Raw genomic sequence first — 22,148 nt, 5'->3', positions numbered from 1 at the left:
TAATTTACTTTTCTTGCTCACGAGCAATGGCACGGTAGCCAATGTCGTTGCGGTGGAACATGCCATTCCAGCTAACTTGTTTTGTTAGTGCGTAAGCACGTTCTTGAGCTTCTGAAACACTGTGACCAAGCGCAGTAGCACACAGTACGCGGCCACCGTTTGTAACGACGTCGCCTGCTTCATTGTTTGCGGTGCCTGCGTGGAAGATCTTTTGACCTTCAACTTCAGCGTTACGCAAAGAAATCACATCACCTTTTGCATAATCTGCAGGGTAACCACCGGCAGCAAGAACAACACCGATAGATGCGCGTGGGTCCCACTTAGATTCTACTGTGTCTAGCTTCTCATCGATGGCCGCAAGACATAACTCAACTAAGTCAGACTCCATACGCATCATGATAGGCTGCGTTTCAGGGTCACCAAAACGGCAGTTGTATTCGATCACTTTTGGCGTACCATCCGCATCGATCATTAGGCCTGCGTAAAGGAAACCTGTGTATGGGTTACCTTCCGCTTCCATACCGCGCACAGTCGGGTAAATAACTTCTTCCATGATGCGGTTGTGGATTTCAGGAGTCACAACAGGGGCCGGAGAGTATGCACCCATGCCGCCAGTGTTAGGCCCCGTATCTTTGTCGCCAACACGTTTATGATCTTGGCTGGTGGCCATTGGCAAAACATTCTTGCCATCAACCATAACGATGAAGCTTGCTTCTTCGCCATCTAGAAATTCTTCAATCACAACACGGCTACCGGCTTCACCAAATACGTTGCCCGCTAGCATGTCTTTGATCGCGTCTTCTGCTTCAGTCAGAGTCATCGCAACGATAACGCCTTTACCTGCGGCAAGGCCGTCGGCTTTAACCACGATAGGAGCACCTTGCTCACGTACATATGCCAACGCAGGCTCAATTTCAGTGAAGTTTGAGTAGTAACCTGTTGGGATGTCGTGGCGAGCCAAGAAATCCTTGGTGAATGCTTTTGAGCCTTCAAGTTGCGCAGCGGCTTCGGTTGGGCCAAAGATCGGCAAGCCTGCTTCACGGAAAGCATCAACCACACCAATAACAAGGGGGGCTTCTGGGCCAACAATGGTGAGTTCGATTTTTTTGTCTTGTGCGAATGAAACCAAACCTGCGATATCTTCAACGCCAATCTGAACGTTCTCTAATTTTGGCTCAAGTGCAGTGCCTGCATTACCTGGAGCAATAAAAACAGTTTCAACGTTTGGGTTTTGAGCTGCTTTCCAACCCAAAGCATGTTCTCTGCCGCCAGCACCGATGATCAATACGTTCATGTTTAAATCCTAAGTTTTAAATTCTTAAAAGCCCCTCAAAGTGAGAGGCTCGATATTCGTCTAATCGTTTAGGTTTAACCTAGTGATTAGTGACGGAAGTGACGCATGCCAGTAAAGATCATCGCCATACCATGTTCGTCAGCTGCGGCAATGACTTCATCATCACGCATAGAACCACCTGGTTGGATAACGCATTTAATGCCCGCTTCAGCTGCCGCATCGATACCGTCACGGAATGGGAAGAACGCATCAGATGCCATAGCACAACCTTCAACAACCAAACCTTCGTCTGCTGCTTTGATGCCTGCGATCTTCGCTGAGTAAACACGGCTCATTTGGCCTGCGCCGACACCAATGGTCATGTCGCCTTTTGAGTATACGATAGCGTTAGATTTAACGTACTTCGCTACTTTCCAGCAGAATAGGGCGTCTTTTAGCTCTTCCGCTGTTGGTTGGCGCTTAGAAACCACTTTTAGGTCATCTTCAGAAACCATGCCTTGGTCGCGGTCTTGAACTAGCAAGCCGCCATTAACGCGCTTCACGTCAAAGCCAGTTGTTTTAGCTGTCCACTCGCCACATTCAAGTAGGCGAAGATTTTTCTTAGCCGCTACGATTTCTACCGCTTCAGCAGAAACAGAAGGGGCAATGATAACTTCTACGAATTGACGTTCAGTGATAGCCGTTGCTGTTGCTGCGTCTAATTCACGGTTGAATGCGATGATGCCGCCAAATGCAGACGTTGGGTCTGTTTTGAACGCGCGGTCGTAAGCTTCAAGGATGCTTTCACCTAGTGCAACACCACATGGGTTTGCGTGCTTAACGATGACACATGCTGGTTCGTCGAACTCTTTCACACATTCAAGAGCGGCGTCAGTATCTGCAATGTTGTTGTAAGAAAGTGCTTTACCTTGAATTTGGCGAGCGGTAGAAACCGACGCTTCTTCAGGGTTTGCTTCTACGTAGAAAGCGGCCGCTTGATGACTGTTTTCGCCATAGCGCATGTCTTGCTTTTTCTCGAACTGTTGGTTGAACGTACGAGGGAATTTAGACTCTTGGTCTCCGTCTTTGTTTTCACCGTAAGATGGCACCATAGTACCAAAGTAGTTAGCGATCATGCCGTCGTAAGAAGCCGTGTGCTCAAATGCAGCAATGGCTAGGTCGAAACGAGTTTCAAGAGTCAGAGACTTGTCGTTTGCGTCCATTTCAGTGATAACACGGCTATAGTCGTGTGCGTTTACGACGATAGTGACGTCTTTGTGATTTTTTGCAGCAGAGCGAACCATAGTAGGGCCGCCGATGTCGATGTTCTCAACGGCATCTGCCAGAGTGCAACCTTCTTTTGCTACGGTTTCTGCGAACGGGTAAAGGTTCACTACAACCATATCAATAGGGTTGATGCCGTGAGTTGCCATGATGTCGTCATCTTGACCACGACGACCTAGTACACCACCGTGAACTTTAGGGTGAAGAGTCTTAACACGACCGTCCATCATTTCTGGGAAGCCAGTGTAATCGGATACTTCAGTAACAGAAATGCCTTGTTCAGCAAGTAGGCGTGCAGTGCCACCTGTAGAAAGGATGTCTACATTGCGTTCAGCTAGAGCTTTTGCAAACTCAACGATGCCAGTTTTGTCTGATACGCTGATCAGAGCGCGGCGGATTGGACGTGCGTTATTCATGCTACCATCTTCCTCAAATTCACGGAGTTAATATGTGTTAAACAAACTAAAGATATTTGCCAAAAATGACGCTATTGTGACTAAAAAGGCACGATAGCAGACCGTTTTGGTAAAGACCTTTGGCTGCGAGCTCATTAGAGCATCTCCCAAATTTGATGGCGCGTATTCTAACCAATTAATTATAAAAAAGCTCGCGCAATCGATTGGTATCACAATTTTTTTAATCTATTTGGGTCATTTTGTCCCTAATTACTTATAACAGGGCTAAAAAAACATGTTTCAGATTGGAGAGTTAGCGAAGCGCTGCGGTGTGAGTACAGACACATTACGTTTCTATGAGAAAAATGCTTTGATTCAACCTGCTGGTCGGAGTGACTCGGGTTATCGCTTGTATGATGAAGAGAATCAACGCCAGGTATTGTTTATTTTGAAATCGAAATCGTTGGGATTAAGCCTAGACGAAATACGAGAGTTACTGACGATTCGGTTAGAGGCTACAGCTCATAGTTGCGCAGAAGTTAAAGCCATTACGTCATCAAAGTTACTGGTCATTGACGAAAAAATTCATGAGCTGACTAAGATTCGAGTTGCTTTAAAAAAGATAAATGATAATTGCTGCGGTCATGTTGAAGACAATGCCAGTCACTGTTCTATTTTGGCGGCATTGCAGTAAAACAACAAACAGCGCAAACGAGAGTGTTTGCGCTGTGATTTTACGTCCCTAGAAAAGCTAAACTTTGAATTGATTGATGGTTTGTTGCAACTGTTCGCCGTTGGACAGGAGTTCCTGACTCGCTTGAGCCACCTCGGTAGCCTGAGAAGCCGACTGGTCGCTGTTTTGTGCAATATTCGTTAAGTTGTGACTGATTTCTTCCGCGGCCGTGCTTTGCTGCTGACTAGATTGAGCAATATGCTGATTTAATTCAAGAATAATGCTGACTTGATGGTCAATCGCAGCCAAAGCCAGTTTGGCTTCTTCTGCTTGTTGTTGAGTCGATACAGACTGGCTCTGTGTTTTTTCCATCGCTTTAGTCACGCTGTCGGCTCTTTGCTGCAAGTTATTGATGATCTGTTCGATTTCATCGGTACTTGATTGCGTGCGCGTTGCCAGCGTTCGTACTTCATCAGCAACAACGGCAAATCCTCGACCTTGTTCCCCAGCGCGAGCAGCTTCAATGGCGGCATTGAGTGCTAGTAGGTTCGTTTGCTCAGCTACGCCCCTAATGACTTCTAGCACGGTAGAAACGGCCGCTGAATCTGCTGCTAACTGAATGGTGCTCTGTTCTGTTTGCTTGAGTAATTCAGAGAGGGCGTTCATTTGAATGGCGGCTTCATCCATAATGAGCGCGCCATCTTGCCCTCGGCTGGTGGCCAATTGCGCCGCTTCTGCTGCGGATGTTGCGGAGGTGGCCACCTCTTGATTACTGGCATGCAGTTGTCTCATGGCTGATGCAACAGTATCGACCGATTCATGTTGTTGCTGTGCTTGTCGAGATGTTTGTGCGGCAAGTTGATTAAGCTGGGTTGCGGTTGAAGTAATGCACTGACTTACGGGCAGCATTTGGCCGACAATCGTCCGAATCTTTGAGGTAAACAGGTTAAATGCTTTCGCGATGTGGCTCAGTTCATCATTTCCTTTATGAGCGAGTTGCTGGGTTAAGTCTCCCTCACCTTGAGCAATATCATTGAGCGCTGTATCGAGTTGCTCACAGGGTGTAATGATGCTTTTGCTCAGGGTCCTAGAAACCAACAACATAAACAGTAAGCTGATAGCAATCAATGTGGAAGAAGATTGAACACGTTGCCAGAATAGATCTTCAATATCATCGATGTAGACACCACTGCCAATAATCCAACCCCAAGGCTTGAACAGTTTCACGTAAGATAGCTTCTCTACATCAACGTCGGAGCCTGGTTTAGGCCACATGTAATACACAAAGCCTTGCTGTGATTTATTGGTGACCTGAACAAACTCAACGAATAATTTTTTTCCGGTTGGATCTTTGACATTAGAAAGGTCTTTACCATTCAGTTGAGGCTTCATTGGATGCATGACCATTTTGGGCTGCGTATCATTCACCCAAAAATAGTCGTTTTGTTCGTAACGTAAGTTGGACAGTGCTTGTGCTGCTTGCTCTTGAGCCTGTTTTTCGCTTAACACGCCATTGACTTGTAGCTGGTGAAAGTGGGCTGTAAGGCTATTCGCCGTTTCAACTAAATGACGAGTTTTTATTTGCTTCGCTTCAAGTAGGTCTTGTTTATAGTCAAGGGCTAATAGGCCCAACGGTATAAGCATTAACACAGTAATGCATAGGGTGAGTAGGTACAGCCGTTTTTTGATGGAAATGAAGCGCAAGTTAAGACCAGTCATAGTAAAACATTCCTTTGTATTGCAGAGGGCCGCTCTGTGGGCGTTTATCTAGGCGCTTATTTTTCTTCCTTATCTCACTACTGTTACTGATTATGGTAAAGCAGATCTGCAAGAATTGTCGCGCCTTGTTGTTATGCATTCAGTATAGTGTTGTGACTGTGAGCTGTTTAAAATACATACAAAAAGTGTGACTGTTATGGATGATATTGTGAGAAAACGTCACTTAATTGGGGGGTGAGTGGATCTGATTTTTAGTTATAAGAAAGGGTTTAGGTCATAAAAATCAATTACTCGATAAGAAGCACGGTGGATTGATTAAACTATCATGAATTAGTGAACTCGAAATCGTTACTCTGAAAAGTGATGTGTTTTACCGAGAGATAATTCAATGAACAGCGCCATAAATGAAACCAGTGCCTCTGAAATCAAAACGTCGTCGATTCAAGTGACTCGCCAGCAGGCGGCTACTTACCTATATAAGCAGCACTTAAAGCCAGGGTGTGAGTATCTATTACGGCTGAATCAAAAAACGCTGAAAAGTGAACAAAAAGAAATGAGGAAGCAAACCGCATTTCGACTCAGTTGGGTCGTATTGATATCTTCCGTTGTTGTGTTGATAAGTTCAGCCTTTGAGTTGATGAACATTTTTACTGTCGTTGGCCTCTTTGCCGCTTATTTTGTCGCGAATCTATGCCATAACCTATTTTCTCCAGAAATTGATTTGCCATCCGAGCGTAGCGAGTTGTTTGAATTTAATCGTCAGCTAAGAGAGGTGATTGTGCGAGAAGAGGAATTGGCTGGTGGCTTATTGTTTGAGTTGTTAAGACAAGAAGGTCTTGAAGACAAAGCTATTGCTAATGGGTGCAAGCTAGAAGGCGACCCAATAGACCTACTCCAACTCGATGGCAATGGCTTATACCAATACTTGGATGCGATGAATTTAGTGATGAATTATCAAATAAAATAGACGTTAATGAAGGCTATTTTGACATAAAAAAAGCCCCAACCAATTTATTGGTCAGGGCTTTAAAAGCATAAGCTTAACTAATTTTAATTAGTTCATGCCGTATTTTTTTAGTTTCTTACGCAAAGTACCACGGTTAATACCCATCATGGTTGCTGCGCGAGTTTGGTTACCGCGAGTGTATTGCATGATGGTGTCTAGTAGTGGTTGTTCAACTTCTGCCAATACTAGTTCGTATAATTCGCTGACGTCTTGACCATTTAGCTGAGCAAGATAATTTTTCAAAGATGCCTTTACAGAGTCACGTAGTGGTTTCTGTGTAATTTGGTCTTGAGATGTAACGGTAGTTACTGTCAATGCTTCTGAAGTCAGGTTTTGTTCGAACATATTAGGTCTAGCTCTTCTCGTAATTATGATGCAACGTTATCAAAATAACCTTGTAATGCCTCAATCTGCAGCGGAGCTGCTTCAATGGCATTAAAGGTACGGCGAAACTCACTCGCTTGTTCATGTTCTTTTAAGTACCAACCCACATGCTTACGAGCAATGCGAGGGCCTAAATACTCCCCATAGAATTCATGAAGAGCGTCAACATGACCAAGCAGAATGCCTTTTACTTCCGAATACGGAAGTTCGGGCATCGTGGTGCCGTTTTCCAAGTAGTGTAGGATTTCGTTAAAAATCCAAGGACGTCCTTGGGCAGGGCGTCCAATCATCAAAGCGTCTGCACCGGTATAATCCAGTACAAACTTCGCCTTTTCTGGGCTATCGATATCACCGTTAGCGATAACCGGTATTGAAATGGCTTGTTTTACCGCTCTGATGCTGTCGTATTCTGCCTCGCCTTTGTACATACATGTTTTGGTGCGTCCATGGAGCGCCAAGGCTTGTATGCCGCAGTCTTCGGCCATTTTAGCGACTTCAACACAGTTTTTATTTTCTGTGTTCCAGCCAGTTCTGGTTTTTAAGGTTACAGGAACGTCTACTGCATCTACCACCGCTGTCAAAATCTTTTTGATGATGTCAGGGTGTTGAAGTAATGCAGAGCCAGCAAGCTTCTTGTTTACCTTTTTAGCAGGGCAGCCCATATTGATATCGATGATTTGCGCACCGTTCTCAACACTCACTTGTGCTGCTTCTGCCATTAACTGAGGATCTGCGCCCGCAATCTGTACTGAGCGAATGCCCGATTCACCCTCATGTACCATGCGTTGTTGGGATTTAGCTGTATTCCATACTTTAGGGTTAGAGGACATCATTTCACTGACGGCCATCCCCGCACCATAGCGAAGACACAACTCTCGAAACGGTCTGTCGGTAACGCCAGCCATCGGCGCGACGATAAGATTATTCTTAAGTTGATGGTTTCCAATCTTCAAAACAGCTACACAGTTCTATACCAGTAAGGGCGCGCATTTTACGCATTTTTTAGCAAAGAGAAAAGCTTAATTTTTGAGCATTTACAATTTGTTTTTGAAATTGCCCGATTTTCAGGCAATTAGCGCACCCAGTACCAATTAAGCTTGCAATTACGCAGATTTTTGGCCTGAAATTCTGCACCATTCGCTCATTTCGACGATTGGATCGACTAAAAGTTCATCGCGGTAGTATTCTGCAACATCTTCGGCTTGGCTATCAAGTACACCAGACATAGCAAGAAGGCCGTTTGGTTTGATTAATCCTTTGATCACGCCAGAGAGTTCACGTAGTGGACCTGCCAGAATGTTAGCAACCACAACGTCCGCTACTAAACCTTCAGGTTGATCTTGTGGTAAATAGAGTTCGATTTGACCAGCAACACCATTGCGCTCAGCATTGTCTGTTGAGGCTAAAATGGCTTGAGGGTCGATATCAATACCGATGACTTTTGCTGCGCCAAGCTTTAAGGCTGCGATGGCAAGGATGCCAGAACCACAACCAAAGTCGACCACAGTTTTACCCGTCAGATCTAAGCCTTCTAGCCACTCTAGGCATAGAGATGTTGTTGGGTGTGTGCCTGTGCCAAATGCAAGTCCAGGGTCGAGCATGACGTTAACAGCGTCTGGTTCTGGAATATCGCGCCAGCTTGGGCAGATCCATAAACGTTCACCAAATTTCATTGGGTGAAAGTTTTCCATCCATTCACGTTCCCAGTCTTTGTCTTCAAGTTGCTCGACTTTAAAGGCGAAACCATCTTCAAGCAGGTTGCTTGCTTTGATTTGCTTGATCACCAAGTCTGTATCGATTTCTGCATCGTAAAGTGCAACGACATCGGTTTCACCCCAAAGGCGAGTTTCACCGGGTGCAGGTTCAAATACCGGCGTGTCTTTCGCATCTAGGAAAGTAACGGATAACGCACCAGTGACTTCCATTAGCATGTCGCCAATTTGTTCCGCATTTTTGTCGCTTGCGTTGAGTTTAATTTGAATCCAAGGCATGGGATGTATCTTCTTGCTTGAGTGGAAATTGGAGGGGATTCTAGCAGAATTTAGAAAATTTGGACAAAAAAAACACTCCTCAGTGGGAGTGTTTTTTATTCAATCAAAGGCGCTTATTGCAGACCAAGCTTCTTCTCAAGGTAGTGGATGTTTGCTCCACCGTGTTGGAAGTTTTCATCGGCCATGATCGCTTCTTGAAGAGAAGTATTGGTTTTGATGCCTTCTACGATCATCTCACCTAATGCATTCTTCATACGAGCAATGGCGACATCGCGGTTTTCACCGAATGTGATTAGCTTACCAATCATTGAGTCGTAATGTGGTGGGACTGTGTAACCCGTGTAGATGTGAGATTCCCAACGAACACCCATGCCGCCTGGCGCATGGAAACGTTCAATCTTGCCTGGGCAAGGTAGGAAACGTTCAGGATCTTCGGCGTTAATACGACATTCAATCGCATGACCGCTGATCTTGATTTCATCTTGAGTGAACGACAAAGGCTGGCCTGCAGCAACACGAAGTTGCTCTTTGATCAGGTCAACGCCCGTTACCATTTCAGTCACTGGGTGCTCTACTTGAATACGAGTGTTCATTTCAATGAAGTAGAACTCGCCGTTTTCGTATAGGAATTCGAATGTACCTGCACCACGGTAACCAATTTCAAGACATGCACGAGTACAACGTTCACCAATGTACTTACGCATTTCTTCAGTGATACCTGGAGCTGGAGCTTCTTCAACCACTTTTTGGTGGCGACGTTGCATTGAACAGTCACGCTCACCTAGGTGAATGGCGCCACCTTGGCCATCAGCGATGATCTGTACTTCAACGTGACGAGGGTTTTCAAGGAATTTTTCCATGTAAACCATGTCGTTGTTAAAGCAAGATTTTGCTTCAGCACGCGTCATCAGAATGGCTTCTTCAAGGTCAGCTTCAGAGCGAACCACACGCATACCACGACCACCGCCGCCGCCAGAGGCTTTGATGATGACTGGGTAGCCAATGCGTTTAGCATGGTTTTTGTTTTTTGCTGTGTCGTCGTCGAGTGGGCCGTCAGAACCAGGTACACAAGGAACACCGGCTTTTTTCATTGACGTAATGGCAGAAACTTTGTCACCCATCATACGGATGGTTTCAGCTTTTGGACCAACAAAAATAAAACCAGAGCGCTCTACTTGTTCAGCAAAGTCGGCATTCTCAGAAAGGAAGCCGTAACCTGGGTGAATCGCTACCGCGCCTGTCACTTCTGCAGCAGAAATGATGCGAGGAATATTTAAGTAGCTATCGATGCCGCGAGCAGGACCAATACAGATTGATTCATCAGCAAGTAAAACGTGCTTTAAATCGCGATCGGCAGTTGAGTGAACCGCTACGGTTTTGATGCCGAGTTCTTTACATGCGCGAAGAATACGAAGTGCAATTTCACCTCGGTTCGCGATGACTAATTTATCTAGCATAGGAGTAGCCTCGATTATTCGATAACAACAAGTGGCTGATCGAATTCAACAGCTTGGCCGTCTTCAACTAGGATAGCGGTTACAACACCAGACTTATCCGCTTCGATTTGGTTCATCATTTTCATCGCTTCAACGATACATAGTGTATCGCCAGCATTGATGCTTTGACCGACTTCAATGAATGATTTCGCTTCAGGTGTTGGAGAGCGGTAGAAAGTACCAACCATTGGAGAAAGTACTTGATGGCCAGCAGGTACTACTGGCGCCGCTTCTACTGGTGCTGCCGGAGCCGCTGCTACTGGAGCCGCAACTGGCGCAGGTGCTGCTGCATATTGTATTGGAGCAGCAACTGGTGCTGGGCTGTGACGGCTGATGCGTACTGACTCTTCACCTTCAGAGATTTCTAGTTCAGCAATGCCAGATTCTTCAACCAACTCAATCAGCTTCTTAATTTTACGAATATCCATGTTGTCTTTCTCTTTATCTGTTTAATGACTTGCCTTTAAGGCATCACATAGCGATCAGTAACTACTTTGACTGCAGGTGGTTTACCGCAGCGGTCAAAGCAAATTGGTATCCTTGCGCCCCTAAACCGCAAATCACACCGACTGCTTTATCTGAAAGATAAGAGTGGTGGCGGAAAGGTTCTCGGCTGTGCACATTAGATAGGTGCACTTCAATAAATGGAATCGCAACCCCAAGTAGTGCGTCACGTAAAGCGACACTTGTATGGGTAAATGCGGCCGGATTGATAATGATGAAATCCACACAATCGTACGCTGCGTGAATGGCTTCAATAAGCTCATACTCACGATTTGACTGCAGATGCGTTAGCTCTACATCGATATTTTCAGCTTGTTGATGCAAGTTGTGGACAATCTGTTCAAGCGTTTGCGAACCGTAGTGCGCAGGTTCTCTCAAACCAAGCAAATTTAAATTTGGGCCGTTAAGTACCAGAATTCTCGATTTCGCTGACATCTTGAGCCTATCTTCCGTTATCTAGGACGTAAAATCCGCCTTTCCATTTTTCTTAACCCAAAGTCTCACATTTTATCTGAATATGGACTTCGGCAGAGATTAACTGTCGATTATAGACAATTCAGCGCAATTAGCAGCAAAATACTGGTCTAATCTCCCTAAGTTAATGTCAGGGGAATGGAAATTTGTGAGGAAGGTTAAATAAAGATGCCCAAGTGAAGGAGGATCACTTGGGCAGGAATTATGACACTAAGGCTTGTCGACTCGTGCGATCAACCAAGACGGAAGCTTAGTTGTTTTAGCGACAACAATACCGATCAACAATGGAAACAGCAGTTGCTGTGAAAATACAGATAAATGGTTGCCGTTTACCCAGGCATCGAGCAGTAGCGCCACAATAGGGAAAATCAAGAAACAAAGGGATGCGGTGAACGGAGAAGTGATTTGGTTTAGTGTGAAATAGGCAATGATTCCAACAACACTCGCAACCACACCGAGATAGATGACGGCATAAATAGAATCGGCTGAAAAAGTGGCAGTGGTCGGTTGTTCAAATAGCCAACCGGTGATGAGCAATAATCCGGCGGCTATAGCGGATGGCAGCGCATTGTAAGTGACGACATGAATGCCCTTACCGTGTTTTTGGGTCATTACATACATCACCGCGTGTATTAAAACGGCTGTGATCAGAGCCAAGGTGCCGACTTGATCGTTATTGTCGCCAATCTCTAATTCCCCTGACAGAATGAAACACAATGAGATAACAGCGGTAGCTAGCCCTATAATTTGATGTGGAGCCAGTCGAAGAGACAGGCTGATCATTGAAATGGCCATAACCGCGATAGGCATGTTGGCAAAAATGATGGAAGCCAATCCAGAAGAAATGTATTGCTCACCGACGATCATCAATGTGAATGGAATAGCAAAGTACAACAACGCCACCGCTCCCATAAAGCCCCGTTGACCTTTTGGAAACATAAGTGGTTGTTTCATTGCCTTAGCAATCAAAATCACTAATGGTGCAGAGAGTAGGAAACGCAGTCCTGTTGCTGTGATCGGTGGGATCGACTCAACCGCAATCTTCATGGCCATCCACGTGGTTCCCCAGATAAGACAAACCGAAAGGAAAGTAATGGAGATGATAATTTGTTTGTTCATTGTTGCCATAGAGTAAGAGGAAAGTGAGCGTAGTTTTACATTCAATCAACAGGAATAAATTGTTATTTATTAGTCTAAATGAGTGAATGGTAGAAAAACTATCTAGTGGGGCGGGGTATTTGAAATAATTTTCTATATCAATGGTGCTTTTAAGGAGATTAGAGAAAAAAGCCAAGCAACTGCTTGGCTTTTCTTGAGGCCTGTTGATTATGCTAGGCTGTGATTTTCTTCGATCAGTTTCTCAACCACACTAGGGTCTGCCAGAGTAGATGTGTCGCCTAGGTTGCTTGTGTCTCCAGTTGCGATTTTTCGCAAAATTCGACGCATAATTTTTCCTGAACGTGTTTTAGGTAGAGAGTCGGTCCAGTGCAGCACGTCTGGAGTGGCAATTGGTCCAATTTCTTTTCGGACCCAATCTTTGACCTCTTTATGCAGTTCTGCGGTTGGGAACTCTCCATCATTGAGTGTGATGTACGCGTATATCGCTTGGCCCTTAATATCATGAGGGACGCCGACAATTGCGGCTTCAGCTATTTTATCAAATGCGACGAGTGCCGATTCTATTTCAGCGGTGCCCATACGGTGGCCTGACACATTTAAAACGTCGTCTACTCGACCAGTGATCCAGTAGTAGCCATCTTCATCGCGGCGAGCTCCGTCACTGGTGAAGTACATGCCTTTAAAGGTAGAGAAGTAGGTTTGTTCGAAGCGCTCGTGATCACCGTGAACGGTACGCATTTGCCCCGGCCAAGAATCGAGAATAACCAAGTTGCCGTCTGCTGCACCTTCGATGATGTTACCCATATTGTCGACCAATGCAGGTTGTACACCAAAGAATGGACGAGTCGCTGAGCCTGGTTTAAGATCCGTAGCGCCTGGTAGTGGTGCAATCAAAATGCCACCGGTTTCAGTTTGCCACCATGTATCTACAATTGGTGATTTTTCGTCACCGATGGTTTTGTAGTACCACTCCCAAGCTTCTGGGTTAATAGGTTCACCTACTGAGCCCATAATGCGTAAGCTGTCTCGAGATGTGCCTTCGATCGCTTCTTTACCTTTCGCCATCAATGCACGGATAGCTGTTGGTGCCGTATAAAGAATATTAACTTGGTGTTTGTCGACAACCTCGCTCATGCGATTGGTTTTAGGGTAATTAGGTACACCTTCAAATAGGATGGTTTTAGCCCCGTTCGCAAGTGGGCCGTAAACAAGATAAGTGTGGCCTGTGATCCAGCCTACATCCGCAGTACACCAGAATGTCTCGCCTTGTTGATAATCAAATACGTATTTGAACGTCATGGTGGCATAAACTAAATAACCACCGGTGGTATGCAGCACACCTTTTGGCTTGCCAGTTGAACCGGATGTGTAAAGAATAAAGAGAGGATCTTCAGCTTTCATTTCTTCAGGTGGGCAGTGGTCAGATACCTTAGCGGTCGCCTCGTGCCACCAAACGTCACGGTGTTCATGCCATTCAACATCACCGCCAGTACGTTTAAGTACCAGTACTTTACTGATATTTTTAACTTCTGGGTTAGTTAGAGCTTCATCTACATTCTTTTTCAGTGGCACAGCGCGGCCACCACGGACGCCTTCATCTGCTGTAACGACAACTTTAGCGTTGGAGTCGATGATTCTGCCAGACAGTGCCTCTGGTGAGAAGCCACCAAATACCACCGTATGAACGGCGCCGATGCGAGTACAAGCAAGCATGGCAACTGCTGCTTCTGGCACCATAGGCATGTAGAGACAAACCACATCACCTTTGTGTACGCCTTGTTCTTTTAAAACGTTGGAAAAACGACATACTTCTTGGTGAAGTTCATTGAAGGTGAGCGTTTTATCATCTGCTGGGTCATCACCTTCCCAAATGATGGCAACTTCGTCGCCACGTTCAGCTAGGTGACGGTCGATACAGTTCGCTGAAACGTTGAGAGTTCCGTCTTCAAACCAGCGTATATCGACGTGGCCTGTATCAAATGAAGTCTGTTTAACTTGGGTGTAAGGTTTTATCCAGTCTACGATCTTTCCATGTTCGCCCCAAAATTTTTCAGGATCAGAGACAGACTGCTGGTACATTGCTAGGTAAGTATCTTCATCTGCATGAGTCGTGGCTTTAATATTCTGCTTTACTGGATAAACGTTTCCTTCACTCATCGTGCTCTCCTTGAATTGGGCTGTTCCATTTTTAATTCCAATGGTTTGTATTCACTTTCTGCTACTCCCGAGTTTTCTACAATTAGACTTTAGGATGAGAATGCTGGATTTGCGTGGTAGCTGTTTGAATTTAATTATCAATTTTTCGATCTGACGCAAAAATTCGACGATGAGTTGGAGAGGTAAAGCGGATATTTTGGTGCTCTTTAGGTAAGGATTAGCGCACTGATGCAGAAGTCAGTGCCGGTAGGTCTCCATAGGTGAGCCGTACGTAAACTAATGCGGCGGATATAGCGTCCTGCAAGGCATCGTGTTTATCTTGCAACGGGAGGCCGAGGTGTTTGCATATTGCGTCGAGACTAAGATCGAAATAAGCATTGGGTAGGTGACGTTCCAATTTTTGCTGGTAGATCTGGCTGACTTCCACTAAAGGATTAGGCAAGGGGAATCCCAATTGTCTTTTACAGGCTAAATCGAGGATCGCTTTGTCGTAGCGAATGTGATACCCGACTATGGTGCAATTACCAATGAAGGCAATAAGTTCTATTAACGCCTGTTTTTCGCTCAAACCATCTTTTAAGTCACGATGACGAATTCTATGGATGCGAATTGAATTAGAGTCGAGAGACTGAGGCGCTTGCAAGCGGACATGAAAAGGCTTACTCGTAATTATTTTGTTACCAACGATTTTGGTCGCAGCGATGGTCACAAGCTCTGCTCGCTTAGGGTCAAGGCTGGTGGTTTCGCAGTCGAGAGAGACGAATTCATTTTTGCTAGAGGCATTAAAAAGCCACTGATAGGGATGCCCTTTCAGTTTGTAGTGCCACCATAGCCTGCGTAGTGTATTCATAAGCCTCCTTGGATCTTACGACTCAGTTAATGTTTTTCGCCTTAATCTCTGATCTGGTAATGATAGCCAAGCCATTGCTTGAATTTTTTCACGACGTGTAAGCTGTGGCGTAAAATATCTCGCTCTGAGCGGTCAAGTTTATTTAGCGAGATGTGATTGCTTGAATGATCATCATGAAGCTGTTGGCTTAAACGTAATTTAAAGAAGAGCTTTAAGGCTTCATTAAGGTTATCGGCGGTTTGTTGTTCTAATACTTTTTTGCTTTGCAGTGCTCTTATCCGATCAAAGGTGTTTTTTTCTGTAAGTGCGTATTCAAGGCTTAGGGCACGAATACCATGCACGATTGGGAATATGCCTCCTTGTTTAATATCGAGCCCTTTTTTAGAGGCTTTTACGTTACCAAATAAAGATAAAGGGGAAGAAAAGCGCAATGCTGGGCGAGTGAACTCGGTCAAAATCAGTTCTTGATCGGCCATTAATGTACTTAAGTGTTCGCTAATTGGGGCTAGTAGTTGTTTATTACCCGCGATGGCGCTGGCATCCGCCATGATCGCAATTTTCATGACTTGCTCTGGCTGCGCTTTGTTGACCCATGATGAAATGGTTTTTTTCCACTCGGTTTGGCTTTTTACCCAATCAGGGTTGTTGACCATGACTTTACCTGGACACAATGGATAACCTAGCTGCAATAAGGTATGAGTTAAGGTGTCCATTATTTTTGAGCATTGATGCCACTCAAGACCGTCATTAACGATCAGTGCATTGTCTTGATCGGTTTTCAGAATTTGCTCACCGCGTCCTTCGGAACCTAATACGACAAAGCATAATTGGTCATGCAATGGGCTCGGCACTATTATCTCAAATGCTTTCTCTATGATCTGCTCATTAACGGCTGAAATTAGCTCCATAATAAATCGTGTGCGAATGCCATTGTTGAGTAGACTTTCTACTAAATTCCGTTGGCGATTGGCTGAAATTGCTAGCTCTTCAATAGACTCAGAACGAGCAATCGCTAAGGATAAAACATGAGAATGAGTAGAAAAGCTCGATAATATTTGGGTCATATCGAGCATACCGAGCGGTTTGGTTTCGTCGCATACCATGACTCTTTTCATTTTTTGACGAGTCATGGTTATCATGGCATTAAACAAAAAATCGTCTTGTTTTACGTAGTAAACAGGATAGGTGGCAATATGTCCGACAGGAGTATCTAAAGGCTTATCTTCGAGCATAACAGCATGCAACATATTGGTTCGTGTGATGATGCCAAAAGGGTATGGGCTGTTGCCAGAGCTCAGACGTGGGTCATTGACATCTAATTGAACCAAGGCGCTGTCTATGCCTTTTTCTTTCATGAGTTTTGTTGCCTGATTCAATGGTTGGCCAGAGTGTAAAATAATCGCCGGGTGATAAATGCTGTCGTCTACTTTTGTGAGAATGAATTCAGCTAAATTCTGCTGTTGTTGCGCGGTTTCTAATAGCTGCTGACGTTTGGCGAGGTTACTATCAAAGTAGGCGGAAAACTGGCCATTTTGATGATAAAGGTCGAGGAACACACGTTTTGGCAGCAAGTAACTTAGGGTATCTTCTAGAGCCAAATATTTGTGTTTGGTGTGATTGTCAAATAATGAGCGTACATCGAACAGGTCGTCATGGGCATAGTATGCAAAGATTTCGGAATCATCGGCCGCTCGCTCTTCAACGGTGCCTTTAATCAAAACGTGTAGATATTGACTCTCTTGAGCAGGGTGCAGAATGATGTCTCGCTCTCGATAGTAGGCAACATCAAGTGACCCTCTGAGTGTGTCTTGCTGTGGTGCCGACAGTTTGTCAAAAGGAGGCACATTCATATTAAATTTTTCTGGCATGGCGGCAGACTTGTGTGAGTGACCCTAACTCTAGTTTGACATTGATTAGCAGAAGCTCCAGACGACTTTGGTCTAATGAGACAATTGAATAGAGCCGCTCAAGGGGGAAAAAAAAGAAATCGTTTTCTTCTCTTTTTCAATGGCACAACTGAGGTCATAATAGCGCCAAATTATCTTGTTAGATTAGCGGCCACTTCTTATGTTTGTTAAACCTTCACCGTTTGGGTGGATTTCTCAATATTTCACCGGTTTCTTTTTTGCCTACGGCGTGTATTTGCCTTTTTGGGCGCTTTGGTTTGAAGACCGAGGTGTTTCAGCAACGGATGTGGGCTTATTAATGGGCTTAGGCTTTGCCACTCGCTGCTTTGCCAACTTGGTTATTACCCCACGTCTTCATCGAGTTGAACAACTAATTCCGGCTCTTCGTTGGTTAAGTGTTGCGTGTGTCTTCGCTGTCGGGGTGCACTTCTTTACTGGAGCTAATTTTTGGCTATTGGCGGTGGCGACTATTCTGTTTAACCTCTGTTGTGGGCCCATAGTGCCGTTGTCTGACGCAATGGCGAACTATTATAGTAAGTTAAAGTTGCTTGATTATGGGCGAACTCGATTATGGGGATCCATTGCTTTTGTTGCAGGCTCTACCGTTGTCGGTTTTTTGGTGGCTCAATACGGTACTGACATGATTTTATATACCGCGTTATTTGGTGTGGTGCTATCCATGGTATTGGTGATGCGCAATCCAAACTTAATGCCGGTATCAGAACAACCGAAAGATGTCGTTAGGCCAAAGCTAATGAGTCTACTAAAAGAGATGCCTATTGTACGTTTCTTGGTGTTGGTTTCACTAATCCAGGGTAGTCACGCCGCATATTACGGTTTCAGTTCTATTTATTGGAAGGAATCTGGTATTGGCGAGGACGTGATTGGTTATCTTTGGAGCTTAGGGGTGATTGCTGAAATCGGCGTGTTCGCGTTAAGTGCTAAATTGTTTGCTGGTTGGAGTTTACGAGCGCTTTTTGTGGTTGCATCTTGTGGTGTGATTGCTCGCTGGGGCTTAACCGCTTCTACGGTTGATATTTGGGCGCTTGTCGTGGTTCAGATGCTGCATGGCGTTACGTTTGCGATGGCTCATATTGCTGCTATTCAATTTATTCAAAGCCAGAGTGAAAATAAAATGGTCGCATTGCAGTCATTGTACAATGCGATCCCGCTTGGGGCATTTATCGCTGCGATGACCGCATTCAGTGGATGGGGCTACTCAACTTGGGGAGCCGATGTTTTCTGGGTAATGGCGGCGATGGGTGTTCTCGCTTTGTTTGTCCGAGTTGATGCAAAGAAATCAGTGCCTAAGCCACAAATTCAGACTGAATAAATTGAGCTTAAAAATTAGTCGCAGGTACACTAAAGGTCAGAGTTAATCTCTGGCCTTTTTTTATTGCTCTGATCTGATTCATCTTTTATGCAGGTTAGGCCCCGGAATTGACGCAAGGATGGCATCAATGCAAGGTTGGACTGTAGTACCAGTATCGTTAGCCTATTTAGGCGTGTTGTTTCTAATTGCTTGGTATGGTGATAGACAAACCAAATGGTTATCCCGTTGGCGACCTTGGATTTACAGTCTTTCTATTGCTGTTTATTGTACCTCGTGGACATTCTATGGCACCGTCGGACAGGCCAGTGCTAACCCTTGGTCATTTATTCCCATCTATGTAGCACCGATTTTAGTCTTTACTCTTGGCTGGCGTTTGTTAGCTCGACTAATCTTGATTGCAAAAAGAGAGCACATTACCTCAATTGCAGATTTTATTGCTGCCCGATACGGTAAGTCTCAAGGGCTAGCGGTTACCATCACATTGATTGCTGTGGCCGGAATATTGCCATATATCGCATTGCAGTTGCGCGGTATTACGATGGGACTGGAGCTTGTTGCACCTAGCTTGATGACAGACTTTGGTTATCAAGATAGCAGTATATCTTGGTTCGTCGTTGTCGCTCTTGCTGTATTCACCATGCTTTTTGGTACTCGTCACATCGACAACACTGAGCATCACCGCGGTATGATGATGGCTGTCGCATTTGAGTCTATTGTTAAGCTGTTTGCTTTCCTTGTTGTAGGGTGCTTTATTACGTACATCGCCTTGAATTCTGAAGACATTAATTTAATTGATGTTGCAAAACAGACCTACCAATCCCCCAACATTCCCACATTGCTCATTCATACTATTTTGACGATGGCGGCGATCATTTGTTTGCCTCGTCAATTTCATACGATGGTGGTGGAGAATGAAAAACCCCAAGATTTGCATACCGCTCGCTGGTTGTTTCCTGCGTATTTGGTGTTAATGGGGCTGTTTGTTTTACCCATAGCCTGGGCGGGCCAAGGCTTACTGTCCGGAGCGAGTGCCGATTCTTTTGTCATTAGCTTACCGCTTTCTATGGGGGCAGACAGCGTTGCGTTGTTGGCATTCTTAGGGGGGACATCTGCGGCTTCTGGCATGGTGATTGTCTCAACGATTGCACTGGCTATTATGGTGTCTAACGACTTGGTTTTGCCGTTATTGTTACGTCGAATGCGCTTGAACGAACGAACCCATCATCACTTTTCAGGGTTATTGCTTAATATTCGTCGCACTCTGATCTTGATTTTGTTGGGTGGGGCGTGGGGGTTTTATCAGATCCTAGGCAGCATCAGCTCACTTTCGGTTATTGGTTTACTGTCTTTTGCTGCTATTGCGCAATTTGCCCCTGCATTGATCGGGGGTATGTATTGGCGTATTGGTAATCGAAAAGGAGTGTATGTTGGGCTATTAGTCGGCTTTACTATTTGGTTAATTACCTTAATGAGTCAAACATCGATGCTTGCTGGTAGCAGTGGTACCAACGTTTTACTTTGGTTGATTGAACCCCCGAAGTGGTTATCTGAACTCAATTTGGCGAACTCAGATTGGGGGATGGTACTCAGCCTTGTTGCCAATTCTTTGTGTTACATCGGGGTTTCATTGGTGACAAGGGCGAGCCTAAGTGAGCGCTTACAGTCGGCCGCATTTGTTGGCGCACCACTGCCAGAAAGTGAAAATGTAAGTCTGTACCAAAGCCGTGTAACGGTTGCTGAATTGGAGATGCTGGCGTCTCGATTTGTTGGGCGTACTCGAGTTCGCAGTGCGTTCAGTCAATTTTGGCATCACCACGGTGGTCAGCTTATGCCTAACCAGCAGGCGTCTTCAGCGCTGATCCGCCACACCGAAAGGGTGTTAGCTGGGGTTTTTGGTGCTTCGTCGGCGAGGTTAGTGCTTACTTCCGCACTTCAAGGCCGAAACATGCAGCTGGAAGATGTGGCTACCATTGTAGATGAAGCATCTGAATTGTATGACTTTAGTCGTGGATTGCTGCAAGGCTCGATTGAGCACATTAGCCAAGGTATCACGGTAGTGGATAAGCAGCTTCGGCTGGTGGCATGGAACCAGCGTTATTTAGAGTTATTTGAGTTTCCAGCCGGTTTAATTCAAGTCGGAAGGCCTATTGCTGATGTAATCCGTCATAACGCAGAACTCGGTTTGTGTGGTCCGGGTGATCCGGAGGCGCTGGTACAACGGCGGGTCGATCACTTAGAACGTGGCACGAAGCATACGTCATCTCGAATTCGGCCTGATGGTCGCTTTATTGAAGTGCAGGGTAACCCAATGCCGGGCGGAGGCTTTGTTATGAGCTTCACCGATATCACGGTTTTCCATGAAACGGAAAAAGCTCTGAAAGAAGCAAACGAAAATCTAGAATCACGGGTGCGAACTCGTACTCATGAATTGGAACGTTTGAATAAGCGATTAGTCGTGGCGACTCAAAGCGCAGAGTCAGAATCGCATTCAAAAAGTCGTTTCTTAGCAGCAGTAAGTCACGATTTAATGCAGCCACTTAATGCTGCTCGGCTTTTTGCATCTTCTCTAACTGAAACGGCCAAAGATGGAGAAACTCAGCGTTTGTCCCATCATATTGAAAGTGCGTTGGAAGCCGCAGAAGACTTGATTGGCGATTTATTGGATATTTCCCGTTTGGAATCAGGCAAGCTTGAATCTAACGTTCATGCGTTTTCACTTAACGATGTATTGGATAACCTAAATGCTGAATTCAGCGCACTAGCGAAAGAGCAGGGCATTCTCTTTACTATGGTGCCTTCAAATTTGTTGGTGCGATCCGATCCAAGATTATTGCGCCGGGTGCTACAAAACTTTTTGACTAACGCATTTCGCTATAACCCAAAGGGAAAGGTATTACTGGGTGCGCGTAGAGTGGGTAAGCAAATCAGAATCGAAGTGTGGGATAACGGGGTCGGGATTGCGAAAGAAAAACAAGCCATGATTTTTGAAGAGTTTACTCGGGTGGATGCTGGTCGAGCCGATCAAGGTCTGGGTTTGGGGTTGGCGATCGCAAAGGGCATCGCAAGAGTGTTAGATCACTCTATCTCATTACGCTCTTGGCTTGGTGAAGGAACCGTGTTCTCGGTTGCGTTAAACCGTGCAGATATTGCTGAAGTGAAATTAAAAGCGCCGCTCACGCCAGTAGTCAGTGATGTCGCCGGAATTCGAGTGCTTTGTGTGGATAATGAACCAGAAATTTTGACTGGCATGAGAACCTTATTGGAGCGTTGGGGCTGCGAGGTGAAAGTTGCAGAAGACCTTATTGGTAGTTTAAAAGCGCTGGAAGAAGACTGGTCTCCTGAAGTGATATTCTCGGATTATCGCTTAGATCATGACCGTACTGGTTTGGAAGTACTTCAACAGTGCCGCTTGAGGTTGGGAGACAGTTTCGCAGGGGTCATCATTAGTGCAGATAGAACCGATGACTTACTGGAAACGATTAGAACCAACGGCTTTAGTTTTATCGCGAAGCCCGTTAAGCCGCTTAAGCTTAGGGCAATCTTAAATAGGGCGCTTTAGCCAACTCATTATCGGTTTTTTTGA

Annotated in this window: 17 protein-coding genes; 4 read left to right on the top strand and 13 right to left on the bottom strand. The window is 45.2% G+C overall.

Going from position 1 to position 22,148, the window contains the following annotated elements; all coding sequences use genetic code 11:
• Window positions 1-4: 4 nt before the first annotated feature.
• Window positions 5-1,294, bottom strand: a complete 1,290-nt coding sequence (gene purD / locus VTAP4600_RS13620; RefSeq protein ID WP_102523290.1) for a phosphoribosylamine--glycine ligase — start codon at window positions 1,292-1,294, stop codon at window positions 5-7.
• Between the two features lie 86 nt (window positions 1,295-1,380).
• Entirely contained in the window at window positions 1,381-2,973 is a 1,593-nt protein-coding gene (gene purH / locus VTAP4600_RS13615; RefSeq protein WP_102523289.1) for a bifunctional phosphoribosylaminoimidazolecarboxamide formyltransferase/IMP cyclohydrolase, read from the bottom strand.
• Between the two features lie 274 nt (window positions 2,974-3,247).
• On the opposite strand from purH, the gene zntR reads away from it, so the two are divergent.
• Window positions 3,248-3,646: a Zn(2+)-responsive transcriptional regulator gene (gene zntR / locus VTAP4600_RS13610; protein WP_102523288.1), complete on the top strand. Its 399-nt coding sequence runs from the start codon at window positions 3,248-3,250 to the stop codon at window positions 3,644-3,646.
• A gap of 57 nt (window positions 3,647-3,703) precedes the next feature.
• Here zntR and VTAP4600_RS13605 read toward each other — a convergent pair whose 3' ends face one another.
• Window positions 3,704-5,344, bottom strand: a complete 1,641-nt coding sequence (locus VTAP4600_RS13605; RefSeq protein WP_102523287.1) for a methyl-accepting chemotaxis protein — start codon at window positions 5,342-5,344, stop codon at window positions 3,704-3,706.
• 388 nt (window positions 5,345-5,732) lie between these two features.
• Here VTAP4600_RS13605 and VTAP4600_RS13600 point away from each other — a divergent pair, with 388 nt between their 5' ends.
• Window positions 5,733-6,311: a hypothetical protein gene (locus tag VTAP4600_RS13600; protein ID WP_102523286.1), complete on the top strand. Its 579-nt coding sequence runs from the start codon at window positions 5,733-5,735 to the stop codon at window positions 6,309-6,311.
• A gap of 87 nt (window positions 6,312-6,398) precedes the next feature.
• Here VTAP4600_RS13600 and fis read toward each other — a convergent pair whose 3' ends face one another.
• The 10 genes from fis to VTAP4600_RS13550 form a co-directional block, all read right to left on the bottom strand.
• Window positions 6,399-6,695: a DNA-binding transcriptional regulator Fis gene (fis, locus tag VTAP4600_RS13595; protein WP_102523285.1), complete on the bottom strand. Its 297-nt coding sequence runs from the start codon at window positions 6,693-6,695 to the stop codon at window positions 6,399-6,401.
• Between the two features lie 23 nt (window positions 6,696-6,718).
• On the bottom strand, window positions 6,719-7,687 hold the full coding sequence (gene dusB / locus VTAP4600_RS13590) for a tRNA dihydrouridine synthase DusB (protein ID WP_102523284.1): 969 nt from the start codon (window positions 7,685-7,687) through the stop codon (window positions 6,719-6,721).
• Window positions 7,688-7,837: 150 nt separating this feature from the next.
• Complete coding sequence (prmA, locus tag VTAP4600_RS13585) at window positions 7,838-8,725, bottom strand: 50S ribosomal protein L11 methyltransferase (protein ID WP_102523283.1); 888 nt, start codon at window positions 8,723-8,725, stop codon at window positions 7,838-7,840.
• Window positions 8,726-8,838: 113 nt separating this feature from the next.
• Window positions 8,839-10,182, bottom strand: coding sequence for an acetyl-CoA carboxylase biotin carboxylase subunit (gene accC / locus VTAP4600_RS13580; RefSeq protein WP_102523282.1), 1,344 nt, complete (start codon window positions 10,180-10,182; stop codon window positions 8,839-8,841).
• 14 nt (window positions 10,183-10,196) lie between these two features.
• Window positions 10,197-10,649: an acetyl-CoA carboxylase biotin carboxyl carrier protein gene (gene accB, locus VTAP4600_RS13575; protein WP_102523281.1), complete on the bottom strand. Its 453-nt coding sequence runs from the start codon at window positions 10,647-10,649 to the stop codon at window positions 10,197-10,199.
• A 61-nt stretch (window positions 10,650-10,710) separates the two neighbouring features.
• Window positions 10,711-11,160, bottom strand: a complete 450-nt coding sequence (gene aroQ / locus VTAP4600_RS13570; RefSeq protein WP_102523280.1) for a type II 3-dehydroquinate dehydratase — start codon at window positions 11,158-11,160, stop codon at window positions 10,711-10,713.
• Window positions 11,161-11,409: 249 nt separating this feature from the next.
• A complete protein-coding gene (locus VTAP4600_RS13565; RefSeq protein ID WP_102523993.1) occupies window positions 11,410-12,318 on the bottom strand; it encodes a DMT family transporter in 909 nt (302 codons plus the stop codon).
• 207 nt (window positions 12,319-12,525) lie between these two features.
• The gene (gene acs, locus VTAP4600_RS13560; protein ID WP_102523279.1) at window positions 12,526-14,475 is read right to left on the bottom strand and encodes an acetate--CoA ligase; all 1,950 of its coding nucleotides are present in this window, start codon (window positions 14,473-14,475) and stop codon (window positions 12,526-12,528) included.
• A 217-nt stretch (window positions 14,476-14,692) separates the two neighbouring features.
• On the bottom strand, window positions 14,693-15,325 hold the full coding sequence (locus VTAP4600_RS13555; RefSeq protein WP_102523278.1) for a 3'-5' exonuclease: 633 nt from the start codon (window positions 15,323-15,325) through the stop codon (window positions 14,693-14,695).
• Between the two features lie 41 nt (window positions 15,326-15,366).
• Window positions 15,367-17,193: a DUF294 nucleotidyltransferase-like domain-containing protein gene (locus VTAP4600_RS13550; RefSeq protein WP_102523277.1), complete on the bottom strand. Its 1,827-nt coding sequence runs from the start codon at window positions 17,191-17,193 to the stop codon at window positions 15,367-15,369.
• A gap of 199 nt (window positions 17,194-17,392) precedes the next feature.
• On the opposite strand from VTAP4600_RS13550, the gene VTAP4600_RS13545 reads away from it, so the two are divergent.
• Both VTAP4600_RS13545 and VTAP4600_RS13540 read left to right on the top strand, forming a co-directional pair.
• A complete protein-coding gene (locus VTAP4600_RS13545) occupies window positions 17,393-18,565 on the top strand; it encodes a 3-phenylpropionate MFS transporter (RefSeq protein WP_102523276.1) in 1,173 nt (390 codons plus the stop codon).
• Window positions 18,566-18,692: 127 nt separating this feature from the next.
• Window positions 18,693-22,124 carry a PAS domain-containing hybrid sensor histidine kinase/response regulator gene (locus tag VTAP4600_RS13540; protein WP_102523275.1) on the top strand — a complete coding sequence of 1,144 codons (3,432 nt, stop codon included), beginning with the start codon at window positions 18,693-18,695 and terminating at the stop codon, window positions 22,122-22,124.
• The last annotated feature ends 24 nt before the right edge of the window (window positions 22,125-22,148 follow it).

The sequence above is a fragment of the Vibrio tapetis subsp. tapetis genome, from assembly GCF_900233005.1.
Lineage (GTDB): Bacteria > Pseudomonadota > Gammaproteobacteria > Enterobacterales > Vibrionaceae > Vibrio > Vibrio tapetis.
The sequence above is the reverse complement of the archived record's forward strand: the minus strand, read 5'-3'. Positions and strand labels throughout refer to the sequence as shown.